Origin of the sequence: Nocardiopsis sp. MG754419, from assembly GCF_018207095.1 — a bacterium.
Lineage (GTDB): Bacteria > Actinomycetota > Actinomycetes > Streptosporangiales > Streptosporangiaceae > Nocardiopsis.
The window spans coordinates 14629-27086 of record NZ_QOCZ01000127.1 but is presented as its reverse complement, the minus strand read 5'-3'; the positions used below and the strand labels follow the sequence as shown (position 1 = coordinate 27086).

The window sequence follows — 12458 nt, the reverse complement described above, 5'->3', positions numbered from 1 at the left end:
AGGTGGGGGTGGTCGCGGGTGGGCGGCGCGTGCGACCGGGAACTCCGACGACACGACTCGTGCCATGCGTCATCAATCGGACACTCTGGGTGACAATCGGGTGTTGGTGGTGGTCGGCGGACCTTCGGGGTCCGGTCCCTCACCGGACTCACCCAGACCGACCCGGAGGAACGATCCGGGTCCGGGACACGAGGAGCGATCGATGGCACGGCGAACCACCACGGGGTCCAGGCGGTCCACGGTGATGACGTTGGCACTGACCACAGCACTGGCCCTGGGCGCCGGCCCGGCGGTCGCGGCCACCACGCCCTCCCCGGAGACCCGGGCGGAGGTCCCGACCGACCCCGGAACCGCCGTGCGGGTCGACGCCCCCGGACGATCGGAGGCGCGGACGGACCGGGAGTCCCACTCCCCTCGCCTCTACTACTCCACCTGGCGTGACGCCCACAGCTACTGGTCCGCGGACACGCGCTACCCGTCGGGCGGCCGGCTCTGGGCCGGCAGGCACGGCTTCTTCTGCCAGGTCGAGGGGCAGGCCCACTCCGACGGAGAGGGGGGCTACTCGACCTGGTGGGCGCTGACCGACGACCAGACCGGCAACCGTGACGTCTACGTCAGTGCCACCGCCTTCCGGATCGCCGAGCCCTGGCGTCCCATCGAGGGTCTGCCACAGTGCTGAGGCTCGGCCCGCGCATCACCCCCGTGGGCGCCCTCGACGCGGTGAAGCCCGCCCGGAACGGATTCCGGGCGGGCTTCACCGTGGTGTGGGACGTGGGTCAGGCGTCGATCTCACCGGAGTCGGGCGTCGAAGCGCGCTTACGGCTCAGGTAGAGCGCACCGCCACCGGCGCCCACCGCCACCAACGCGGCGATGATGAGCCCGGTCAGGGCGCCACCGGTGAGCGGAAGGGAACGCTGGTCGTCCTTCTTGTCACCGTCGGCCGCGCCACCGCCCGTGCCGGGGCCGTCGCTCGGGCCGGAGCTCGGGTCCTCGCTCGGGCCGTCGGACGGGTCGGGGGACGGCGCGCCGTTGTCGTCGTCATCGCCGTCCCCACCGTCGCCGCCCCCGGGAGGAGCGGTGGCCTCGTCACCGACCACGATCCGGCCGGAACCGCCCTCGGGGTAGTCCTCGGCGGTGATGGCGCCCGCCAGGGTGTCGGTCACGAACAGTTCCAGGGCGCCCTGGTAGGTGGAGCCGACCACCGTGAAGTCGGCGCCGCGGAACGGGTACATGTCCCCGCCACGCGCGGAGAAGTCGTTCGTGGCGATGGTGATGGCGTCGCCGTCCACGACCTCGCCGTCCTCGACGACCACCGTGCCGTCGTGCAGGATCACGTTGCGCACCCGCTCACCCGGGGTGAGCACCGCGCCGTCCTCGTCCACCTGCTGTGCGGTGCGCTCGGGGTCGTAGGCGAAGTTCACCCCGCCGACCTGCATGAAACCGCCGTTGGCGGCCGGGGCCGCGGACACACCGTGCTCCAGCAGCTCCTTGACCTGGGCGCGTGGCACGTCCGGCACCACCGCCACCTGGTTGGCGAACGGGGCGATGGAGTAGGTGTCCAAGGCCGAGAGCGGCCCGGCCGGGATCAGTGAGGCGTTGCGGATGCCGCCGCCGTTCTGGATGCCGATCTGCGGTTCGGGGACCCCGTACGTCTCGGCGTTGCGGGCGCCGGTGTCGACCAGCGCGTCGGCCATCAGGTTGCCGAGGTTGGTCTCCTGGGTGCGCACACCGGGGGACTGGCGTCCCTCCAGCGCGACCTCGCTCTGGGCGACCTCGGTCTCGGCGAGCTCGTCGACGTAGTCGGCGACGGGCTTGGTCACCTGGGCCTCGACCTCGGGGTCCGGCTCGACGGACCCGTCGACCACCACCGGACCGGAACGGTCGCCGACGGAGTCCACGTTGCCGTCGGCGTCGAAGTTGAGGACGAGACGGCCCACGTACTTGTAGTTGGAGCCGGCGGTCACGATCAGCACCTCGTCGCCGTCCGGGTTCTCCGCCACCAGGGGGTAGGAGAGGGGCTCACCGGTACCCGGGTGGACGGTGATCTCGTCGTCGGGGACCAGGGCGTCGCCCTCGTTGGCCATCACCTCGTGGCCGCCGCCGGCGACGATGACGTCGACGTCGGTCAGCTCGCGGGCGACCCGCTCCTCGAAGGTGATGTTCTGCAGGTGGGAGATCATGATGATCTTGTCGACGCCCTCGGCCGTGAGCCGGTCGACCTCGGCCTGCACCGGAGCGACGACCTCGTCGACCACCACGTCGCGCGAGCTGGTGATGGTGGCCAGCGCCGGGAAGAGGGCGCCGACGATGCCGACCTGCTCGTCCTCGACGTCGACGACGGTGCTGGGGGCGATCCGGCCCGCCTCCTCGTGCGCGGCCAGCCCGGGCTCGGCCGACACGTCCACGTTCGCCGCGACGACGGTGGTGGACGCGGGGAGCTCGCCGATGAAGTCGGCGTACAGGTCCGGCCCGAAGTCGAACTCGTGGTTGCCCATGGAGATCGCGTCGTACTGCGCGTGGGAGGCGGCGATCGCGTCGTAGAACGGCGCGCCCTCCTCCTGGGAGGCGGCGAACTCCGGCCCGGGCAGGTACATGTCGCCGGAGTTGACCGTCACGACGCCGCGGTGCGCGGACTCGCCCTCCGCGGCGTCCTCGCCGTCGCGCTCACTCGCCCGCAGCTCCTGCAGCAGTGCGGTGAAACGCGCGGCCCCGCCGTACTCCGCGTCCGCGGGTGCGTGCAGCAGGGCCGACTCGGGGTCGTTGCCGTGCAGCAGGGTGAGGGTGAAGGCGGCACCGTCGGTGGTGTCCATGGGGGCGGGGGCTGCGGCGGCGGGTGCGGAGGGCACCACGAGCGCACCGGTCAGGATCAGTGCGCCGGTTGCGCGCACGAGTCTGGACATGACGTGAACGACTCCTTCGGGGGATCGGCGGGGGCGCCGTCGCGCGGCGGTAGGGGTGGAGTTTGTTCACCATAGAGGGGACAGAGTGTGGAGACACGGACGGCGGGGTTACGATTTGCAGAACCTCCTGTGTGCGGGCGTGTTCCCGGCCTGATCAGGTCGCCCAACGTCACGGTGCGCGGCTTTCGGTCGCCCTCGGTGACGCGTTTCGGTCACGGTGGCCGCCCGATGCCCCCCTGGCCCGTGACCGCCGAGGTCCCGCACCTCTACGATGGGGGCGACATTCGGTCTCGATACTTCCCTCGGAGGGCGTCCGTGTTTTCCTCTGGCCAGGACCCGAACGACCCGGGACAGGGCGGGGTCCCCTCGCAGCGCGGGATGCCGGACTTCAACGCCCACTTCGAGGCCCTGCGGCCCGACGCCCCCATGCCCGCCAAGGTCACCACCACCCGCACGCTCATGTTCTTCGGTGGTGTCTCCGGGATGCTGCTGTCCCTGCTCTTCCTCATGGGGCTGGCGGCACCCGTGGACGCGATGAACGAGGCCCTGGACCAGCAGTCCGCGCTCCTGGCGGAGGAGGGCATCCAGATGTCCGTCGACGCCGACCTGATGCGCTCCATGATGACCGTCATGGCGCTGGTCACCGGCCTGTACGGAGGAGTGTCGCTGCTCCTGGGCGCGCGGCTGAGCCGCCGCACCGTCGGCGTCTACTGGGGCACCGTGGTGTTCCTGGGGGCGGCCGGCCTCATCCTGCTGTGGGGCGCGCTCGGCGGCGAGTACCTCATGCTGGTGCCGCTGGGCTTCACCGGCTGGATGCTGGCCAACATGTTCTCCAAGGAGGGCCGGGCCTACTTCGGCCTGCTCTGAACCACGCCGCCCCGGGCCTCCTTCGCGCACGCCCGCCCAGGACGGGCACCCGCCCGTGATCGACGGGACTCAGGCACCGCGGGGAGGGCGGGGCGGACGCACCGCCACCTTGGTCCACTGACGCTCCAGGAGACCGCGCACGGCCCGCGCCCCGGTCCCGTCGCCGTCCACGCCCTCCACGGGAACGCGCACGCCCCCCTCCGGCCCCTCCAGGGCCAGGCAGGCGCGCAGCAGCTCGGCCGCGTCCGGTCGGTCGTCCGGCGACTTGCTCATCGCCGCCACCACGAGCCGCTCCAGCCCCGGCGGCAGGTGTTGGAGGTCGGGTTCCTCGAACATCACCCGTCGCGCCATCTCCTTGGCCGCCGCCGTGCCGAACGGATCGTGCGCCACCGACGCGAACGCGACCGCCGCCCCCCACAGGAACACGTCGGACCGTTGGGTCGTGGGCTCACGGTGGTACTGCTCCGGGCTGATCCACCCCGGGGTGCCGAGTCGGTCGCGCCGGTCCGCCAGGCGTTCGTCGGGCAGGGTGTGCGGTGAGGGCAGCCGCAGGTCCCTGTAGGCGCGCCGCATCCGGCGCAGCCGCAGCCACTTGGTGGGATCGGGGTCCTCCACCGCGTGCGCGATCCCGAAGTCCAGCAGCTTGGGTCCCTGCGCGGACAGCACCACGTTGCTCGGCTTGAGATCGCGGTGGACCACCCCGGCCGCGTGGATCGCCCGCAGCGCCTCCGCGACCCCCACCGCCACCCCGAGCAGCATGCCACCGCGCAGCCGTCCGAACCGTTCCACGTGGTGGCGCAACGTCGGCCCCGGCACGTACTCGGTGATCATCCATGGAAGGTCCGCGCCCACGTCGGCGCGGACGAACCGGGCCACCGACGGACTGTTGACCTTCGCCAGGAGCCGCGCCTCGTGGGCGAAGCGCTCCCGGAACCTCGGGTCCCAGGCGCGGTCGGGGTGGACGACCTTGACCGCCAGATAGCCGCCGGCCCCGGGGGAGTCGGCGGCGTAGACCGTGCCCATGCCGCCCGAGCCGACCCGGCCGCGCAGCCGGTGGCCGCCGATCGCCTCCGGGTCCCCGGGGTCCAGCGGGGCGAGTCTGCGTACTCCGCGCGCCTTCATGGGCACTCCAGCCGGACGTGGGGGACGGTTCTGCCGGATCCTATCCCCGAGAACCCCGTTCGCTCTGTGAGCGAGCTCTCCTCGCCCCACGCCGGCGCCCGAGGGGCGCGGGCTCCGGAGCCGACGCGTCGGTGGTGCGCGGGGACGTCTCCGGTCCGGCGCGGGTGTGCCGCCGCCACCGCACGACGGGGCGGAGACCGGCCGCGCGGCCGCGCCCACCACGCCCGTGCGGCCTTCCACAGGCCGGGGCCGCCGGGTGCCGGCGTCGCGCCGGACGTGGTCTCCTCGACCCCGGGCCGGAACACCCGCCGGACGTGGATCCCCGGGCGGCCCTCCCGACCGTCGTCGGCTTCTGGCAGGGTCGGAGACGACGGGCGAGGGCCGTGGACCAGGGGGCGCACATGACACCGGAGCAGTTCATCGACGCGGCCCTGTGGTTCCCCGAGACGGACGAGAGCGAACCCTTCGGCCCGGGACCCATGGTCTACAAGATCGCCGGGCAGAGGATGTTCGCGTTGCTCAGCCCCGGAGGCGACGGTGGGTCGGCGATGGTCAACCTCAAGTGCGACCCGGAACTCGCGCTGGAGCTGCGCGCCGAGTTCCCCGCGGTCACCCCCGGATGGCACATGAGCAAGCGGCACTGGAACTCGGTGCGGTTGGACGGCACCGTCCCCGACGACGAACTCCTGGAGATGCTCGAACACTCCTACCGACTGGTCGCCCGTGGTCTGCGCCGCGCCGACCGGGACCGGGTGCTCGCGGTCCTGGGCGAGGACTCCCCGACCATCGACACCGAACACTGAGGAAGGACGGCGGTACCCCGTGTCGCACCCACCCCGGCCCGCCCCCGGCCAGGCCGTGGTCCAGGGGGTCCTGGAACGCGTCACCTACGCCAACGAGGAGAACGGCTACACGGTCGCCAAGGTCGACACGGGTCGGGGCGGCGACGACCTGCTCACGGTGGTCGGCTCCCTGCTCGGGGTCCAGCCGGGCGAGGCGCTGCGTCTGCACGGGCGCTGGGGCTCGCACCCCCGGTACGGCCGCCAGTTCCACGTCGACGACTACACGACCGTCCTGCCTGCCACCGTGCAGGGCATCCGTCGCTACCTCGGCTCCGGACTGATCAAGGGGATCGGCCCGAAGATGGCCGAGCGCATCGTCGACCACTTCGGTACCGACGCCCTGGACGTCATCGAGGAGGATCCGAAGCGGCTCATCGAGGTGCCCGGTCTCGGCCCCAAACGGACCAGGCTCATCGCCGACGCCTGGGAGGAGCAGAAGGCCATCAAGGAGGTCATGCTCTTCCTCCAGGGCGTGGACGTCAGCACCTCGCTGGCGGTGCGCATCTTCAAGAAGTACGGCGACGCCTCCATCGAGGTGGTGCAGAAGGAGCCCTACCGGCTCGCCTCCGACGTGTGGGGGATCGGTTTCAAGACCGCCGACACCATCGCCCAGGCCGTCGGGATCCCGCACGACAGCCCCGAACGCGTCATGGCGGGGATCCGGTTCACGCTCTCCGAGTCCGGTAACGAGGGGCACTGCTACCTGCCGGAGGAACGGCTCATCTCCGCCGCGGTGAAGATCCTCCAAGTGGAGGCGGGTCTGGTCATCGAGTGCGTGGCCCGGCTGGTCGAGGACGAGGGGGTGGAGCGGGAGACCGTGCCCGGCCCCGAGGGGGAACCCGTCCGGGCCGTCTACCTACCGCCCTTCCACCGTGCCGAGCTGGGCCTGGCGGCCGGGCTGCGGGCGTTGCTGGAGGGGCCCGAGGAACGCATGCCCGCCTTCGGCGACGTGGACTGGCCGGTCGCGTTGGACTGGCTCGACCGGCGTACCGGTGCCTCGCTCGCCGAGGCCCAGCGCACGGCGGTCAGGGAGGCGCTCACCCGGAAGGTGTGCGTGCTCACCGGCGGTCCCGGCTGCGGCAAGTCCTTCACCGTCTCCTCCATCGTGACCATGGCCAGGGCCAAGAACGCCAAGGTCATCCTGGCGGCCCCCACGGGCCGCGCGGCCAAGCGCCTCACCGAGCTCACCGGACACGAGGCCGCCACCGTGCACCGGCTGTTGGAACTCCGTCCCGGAGGGGAGGCCGCGCACGACCGCGACAACCCGCTGGACTGCGACATGCTGGTGGTGGACGAGGCCTCCATGCTCGATCTGATCCTGGCGAACAAACTGGTCAAGGCGGTCCCGCCCGGGGCGCACCTGTTGTTCGTCGGCGACGTCGACCAGCTGCCGTCGGTCGGTGCCGGACAGGTGCTGCGCGACCTGCTGGAGGAGGGGTCGCCCATCCCCGACGTGCGGCTGACCCACGTGTTCCGCCAGGCACAGCAGTCCGGTGTGGTCACCAACGCGCACCGCGTCAACCAGGGCGAACCCCCGCACCTGCGGGACATGGACGACTTCTTCCTCTTCCCCTGCGAGGAGACCGAGTCCGCCGCGGAGATGACCGTCGACGTGGTGGCCCGGCGCATCCCGCGGCGCTTCGGTCTGGACCCGCTCCGCGACGTTCAGGTGCTCACCCCGATGAAGGGCGGCCCGGCAGGTGCCACACAGCTCAACACCGCCCTCCAGGAGGCGCTGACCCCCGCGGGGGACCGTGTCCCCGAGCGCCGGTTCGGCGGTCGGATCTTCCGTGTCGGCGACAAGGTCACCCAGATTCGTAACAACTACGAGAAGGGGCGCAACGGGGTCTTCAACGGCACCCTCGGGGTGGTCTCCGGCCTGGACGCCGTCGCCCAGGAGGTGACGGTGCGCACCGACGAGGACGAGGAGATCACCTACGACTTCGCCGAACTCGACGAGCTCGCCCACGCCTACGCCATCACCGTGCACCGGTCCCAGGGCAGTGAGTACCCGGCCGTCGTCGTTCCGGTGACGACCGGTGCGTGGATGATGCTCCAGCGCAACCTGCTCTACACCGCCATCACCCGCGCCAAGAGGCTGGTCGTCCTGGTGGGGTCCCGCCGCGCCCTGGCCCAGGCGGTCCGCAACGCCTCCTCGGGGCGTCGCCACACCTCCCTGGCCCACAGACTGCGCCGTACCACCCCTACCCACCCCGTCGCCTGAGCGTGCCCGTGCGGCGGAGTGGATCGGCCCCGACCGGGGCGGGGGCGAGATGAGGCGAGGTCCGTGGCCCGGCCATGTACGGACGGGCGCGTCCCGAGACGCCGGATCTCGTGCGGGGATCCGGTGGCCACCGAGGACCACCGTTGTCCGGGGCCCTCGGACCGGCGGCGGGAACAGGGCCGGAGAGGTCACCCGGATCGCCGGGGACCCGGACGCCTCCCGTCTCCGGGGGACGCGGACGCCTCCCGCGGACGACCGTCGCGGGACCGCGTCCGCGCCCCTGCCCATAGGCTGTGTCGCTGTGCGAGACGAACTGATCGTGGTGGGCGCCGCCCTCATCCGGGACGGCCGTGTGCTGGCCGCCCAGCGGGCCGCTCCGGCCGCCACCCGTGGTCGCTGGGAGTTCCCCGGCGGCAAGACCGAAGCGGGGGAGACCCCGGCCCTGGCCCTGGTCCGCGAGTGCCGTGAGGAGCTCGGTGTCACCGTCCGGGCCGGTGCCCGGATCGGCCCCGACGTCCCCCTCACCGGCCTCTCCGAACGCCTGGGCCGCCCTGCCGTCCTGCGGCTGTTGCGGGCCGAGCTCGTCGAGGGCGACCCCCGACCCCTGGAACACCTGGCCCTGCGATGGGTCGATCCGACGAGGCTGCGCGAGCTCGACTGGCTACCCGCCGATCGGCCGTTCCTGGACCCCCTCGCCCGGCTCCTGGAGGCGGACGCGCGACCCGCCTGAACCCCCTGCCCGGGGGGCGTGCGACCCCCGTCGACGGGGCCGTTCGGGTGACGAAGATAACCGGGGTGACCTGTACGTTTCCCGCTCGGGCCACTATGACCGCATAAACTGGCAACGGGCCGTGGCACTCTGCGGTCTCTACCCAGTACAGGAGATCGAGACTTAAGCATGTCCAGCGCCACGCCCGTCGAGGGCTCCGCCCGCCGTTCCGACCTGCGCAACGTGGCCATTGTGGCCCACGTCGACCACGGCAAGACGACCCTCGTCGACGCCATGCTCTGGCAGTCCGGTGTCTTCCGTGAGAACCAGGACGTCGATGACCGTGTGATGGACTCCAACGACCTGGAGCGCGAGAAGGGCATCACCATTCTCGCGAAGAACACGGCCGTCCACTACACCACGCCCGAGGGCGAGGACGTGGTCATCAACATCATCGACACCCCCGGCCACGCCGACTTCGGCGGTGAGGTCGAGCGCGGCCTGTCCATGGTCGACGGTGTGGTCCTGTTGGTCGACGCCAGTGAGGGCCCCCTCCCGCAGACCCGTTTCGTGCTGCGCAAGGCCCTCCAGGCCAAGCTCCCCGTCATCCTCGTGATCAACAAGGTGGACCGGCCCGACAGCCGGATCGCCGAGGTCGTGGACGACACCTACGAGCTGTTCATGGACCTGGACGCCGACGAATCGCAGATCGAGTTCCCGATCGTCTACACCTGCGCACGTGACGGCAAGGCCACCCTGGACCGCCCGGCCAACGGCTCCGTGCCCGACAACGACAACCTGGTGCCGCTGTTCAGCACCATCCTGGACACCATCCCGGCCCCCGAGTTCGTCCCGGACGCGCCGCTCCAGGCCCACGTCACCAACCTCGACGCCTCCCCCTTCCTGGGCCGTCTGGCGCTGGTCCGTATCCAGCAGGGCGAGCTCCGCAAGGGGCAGCAGGTCGCGTGGATCCGCACCGACGGCAGCATCCAGCAGGTGAAGATCACCGAGCTGCTCATGACCGATGGTCTGGAGCGCAAGCCCGCGGAGAAGGCCGGCCCCGGTGACATCGCGGCCATCGCCGGTATCGAGGACATCATGATCGGCGAGACCCTCGCCGACGTGGAGAACCCGGTCGCGCTGCCGCTGATCCAGGTGGACGAGCCCGCCATCTCCATGACCATCGGCACCAACACCTCGCCGCTGGTCGGCAAGGTCAAGGGCGCCAAGGTCACGGCCCGTCTGGTCAAGGACCGCCTGGAGAAGGAGCTCGTCGGTAACGTCTCCCTGCGCGTGCTGCCCACCGAGCGTCCCGACGCCTGGGAGGTCCAGGGCCGTGGCGAGCTGGCGCTGGCCATCCTGGTCGAGCAGATGCGTCGTGAGGGCTACGAGCTCACCGTCGGCAAGCCCCAGGTGGTCACCAGGATCGTCGAGGGCAAGGTGCACGAGCCCGTCGAGCGCCTGACCGTGGACGCGCCCGAGGACTACATGGGCGCCATCACCCAGCTGCTGAGCGTCCGCAAGGGCCGCATGGAGAACATGGTCAACCACGGCACCGGCTGGGTGCGCATGGACTGGCTGGTGCCCTCCCGCGGGCTCATCGGGTTCCGGACCGAGTTCCTCACCGAGACCCGCGGCACCGGTATCGCCCACCACGTGTTCGAGAAGTTCGAGCCGTGGTTCGGTGACCTGCGTACCCGCCCCAACGGTTCCCTGGTGGCCGACCGCGCCGGTGCGGCCGTCGCCTTCGCGATGTTCAACCTCCAGGAGCGCGGCGTCCTGTTCGTCGAGCCCGGCACCGAGGTGTACGAGGGCATGATCGTCGGCGAGAATTCGCGCGCCGACGACATGGACGTCAACATCACCAAGGAGAAGAAGCTCACCAACATGCGTTCGGCCACCGGCGACGAGCTCGTCCGTCTGGTGCCGCCGCGCAAGCTCTCCCTGGAGCAGGCGCTGGAGTTCTGCCGCGAGGACGAGTGCGTCGAGGTGACCCCCGAGCACGTCCGCATCCGCAAGGTCATCCTGGACCAGAAGGAGCGCGGCCGGATCACCGCCAACAAGAAGCGCGGACAGCGCTAGGTCGGTCTCTCCGCGCCTCCGCCGCGCTTCGGCCAGATCAACTCCCTGAGGGACCTGAGGGACCTGCGCGACGGCGGGGTCTCGCTCGAACCTCCATTCGGCGCACCGAGCCCCTTCCTCGCCCGCGCGCTCGGGTAGATGACCAGGACATGAAACCCGAGCCCTCGTGTCCACGCTGTGGGCGCGCTGTCCGACCTCCGGGGTTGTGGACCAGCGCCTGGCAGTGCGACGCCCATGGTCCGGTGGCGCCGCTCCAGGAGGTGCGGGCCCCGAGCACCGCCGCGCTCGACGCCCTCCTCCCGCAGGCCCAGGTGCCCGTGTGGATCCCGTGGCCGTTGCCGGGGGGCTGGGTGGTGACCGGGTTCGCCGACGTCGGCGACGAGCGCAGCGGCGCGGTCGCCACCGCCGTGGCCCTGTCCGGACCGAACCCGCTCGGCGGGGTCGGTGAAGTGGTCATCGTCGCCGAGGACGCCGGTATCGGGCTGGGCGCCCGCCTGGCCGGCCTGGACGGGCCCGACCCGGGCGAGGACCTCGACGGGGGACCCCCGGCGGCCAAGGTCAGGTTCGACGGCCACGAGGTGAGATCAACTCCCTGAGGGACCTGAGGGACCTGCGCGACGGCGGGGTCTCGCTCGAACCTCCATTCGGCGCACCGAGCCCCTTCCTCGCCCGCGCGCTCGCGCCGCGGGACCCCTCGGACTGACCGGGAGGTCCGGGCACGGGAGCGGTCCCGACTTACGTACAATCGCCCGGTGACACGTATCGACCTGCATTCCCACAGCTCGGTCTCCGACGGCACCGACGCCCCCGCCGAGGTCATCGCGCACGCGGTCACCGCCGGCCTGGACGTGCTCGCCCTGACCGACCACGACACGGTCGGCGGCATCAAGGAGGCTTCGCAGCACCTGCCACCCGGGTTCACCCTGGTCCCCGGCATGGAACTGTCCTGCGCCCACGAGGGGTCCAGCGTCCACCTGGTCTCCTACCTGTTCGACCCCGATTCCCCGGCACTGGCCGAGGAACTGCGCCGGGTCCGGTCCGACCGGGCCGGTCGGGCCGAGGAGATGGTCGGCAAACTCCAAGAACACGGCGTCGACGTGACCTGGGAGCGGGTACTGGAGATCGCCGGCGCCGGGCACGCCGAACACGCCGACGCCAACACCATCGGCCGCCCGCACCTGGCCCGCGCGGTGGTGGAGGCCGGCGCCGCCAAGAACGTGCAGGACGCCTTCGACCGCTGGATCGGGTCCGGTGGCCCCGCCTACGCCTCCCGGTACGCGATCGACCCGGTCCGCGCGGTGCGCCTGGTCCGTGCGGCGGGCGGGGTGTGCTCCCTGGCGCATCCGGCCCGTGCGGAGGGCGCCACCAACGGAGCGGTCCCGGTCGCGTTGGCCGAGCGCATGGTCGAGGCGGGACTGGGCGGCATCGAGGCGGACCACCCTTCGCACAACCGCCCGCAGACGAAGTTCTGGCGTGGGGTCGCCGCCGACCTGGGGGTGGTGGTCACCGGATCCAGTGACGACCACGGTGCGTTGACCGGTCACCGGCTCGGCGCCCGGACCACGGCCCCGGAGGCCTTCGAGGAGCTCATCGCGCCCGCCACCGGCGTACCGCTCCTACGGGGTTGAGCGCCGGTCCCGGCGGGCACGTCCCGGCACGCGCCGGGTTCGGTACGGTACGGACCACTGCGTGAGAGCGCGACAATGGTCACA

The 12458-nt window shown here is 71.5% G+C and carries 10 protein-coding genes; 8 read left to right on the top strand and 2 right to left on the bottom strand.

What is annotated here, in order from left to right; translation table 11 throughout:
- The first annotated feature begins 202 nt into the window (after positions 1-202).
- Entirely contained in the window at positions 203-679 is a 477-nt protein-coding gene (locus DSY14_RS21045; RefSeq protein ID WP_249188211.1) for a hypothetical protein, read from the top strand.
- Between the two features lie 97 nt (positions 680-776).
- On the opposite strand, the gene DSY14_RS21040 is transcribed toward DSY14_RS21045, so the two are convergent.
- Positions 777-2900 (bottom strand): 5'-nucleotidase C-terminal domain-containing protein, encoded by a 2124-nt coding sequence (locus DSY14_RS21040; RefSeq protein WP_211718329.1) that lies wholly within the window; start codon positions 2898-2900, stop codon positions 777-779.
- A 315-nt stretch (positions 2901-3215) separates the two neighbouring features.
- On the opposite strand from DSY14_RS21040, the gene DSY14_RS21035 reads away from it, so the two are divergent.
- The gene (locus tag DSY14_RS21035; RefSeq protein ID WP_211718328.1) at positions 3216-3767 is read left to right on the top strand and encodes a hypothetical protein; all 552 of its coding nucleotides are present in this window, start codon (positions 3216-3218) and stop codon (positions 3765-3767) included.
- A 69-nt stretch (positions 3768-3836) separates the two neighbouring features.
- On the opposite strand, the gene DSY14_RS21030 is transcribed toward DSY14_RS21035, so the two are convergent.
- Positions 3837-4889 (bottom strand): serine/threonine-protein kinase, encoded by a 1053-nt coding sequence (locus DSY14_RS21030; protein WP_211718327.1) that lies wholly within the window; start codon positions 4887-4889, stop codon positions 3837-3839.
- A gap of 401 nt (positions 4890-5290) precedes the next feature.
- On the opposite strand from DSY14_RS21030, the gene DSY14_RS21025 reads away from it, so the two are divergent.
- From DSY14_RS21025 to DSY14_RS21000, 6 genes are all read left to right on the top strand, one after another.
- Entirely contained in the window at positions 5291-5692 is a 402-nt protein-coding gene (locus tag DSY14_RS21025; protein WP_211718326.1) for an MmcQ/YjbR family DNA-binding protein, read from the top strand.
- Positions 5693-5747: 55 nt separating this feature from the next.
- On the top strand, positions 5748-7955 hold the full coding sequence (locus DSY14_RS21020; protein WP_374224037.1) for an ATP-dependent RecD-like DNA helicase: 2208 nt from the start codon (positions 5748-5750) through the stop codon (positions 7953-7955).
- A gap of 301 nt (positions 7956-8256) precedes the next feature.
- Entirely contained in the window at positions 8257-8685 is a 429-nt protein-coding gene (locus DSY14_RS21015) for an NUDIX domain-containing protein (RefSeq protein ID WP_307851289.1), read from the top strand.
- A gap of 168 nt (positions 8686-8853) precedes the next feature.
- On the top strand, positions 8854-10746 hold the full coding sequence (gene typA / locus DSY14_RS21010) for a translational GTPase TypA (RefSeq protein ID WP_211718323.1): 1893 nt from the start codon (positions 8854-8856) through the stop codon (positions 10744-10746).
- Positions 10747-10895: 149 nt separating this feature from the next.
- Positions 10896-11342 carry a DUF6758 family protein gene (locus DSY14_RS21005; protein WP_374224036.1) on the top strand — a complete coding sequence of 149 codons (447 nt, stop codon included), beginning with the start codon at positions 10896-10898 and terminating at the stop codon, positions 11340-11342.
- A gap of 156 nt (positions 11343-11498) precedes the next feature.
- Positions 11499-12374 carry a PHP domain-containing protein gene (locus DSY14_RS21000; protein ID WP_211718322.1) on the top strand — a complete coding sequence of 292 codons (876 nt, stop codon included), beginning with the start codon at positions 11499-11501 and terminating at the stop codon, positions 12372-12374.
- Positions 12375-12458: the final 84 nt, after the last annotated feature.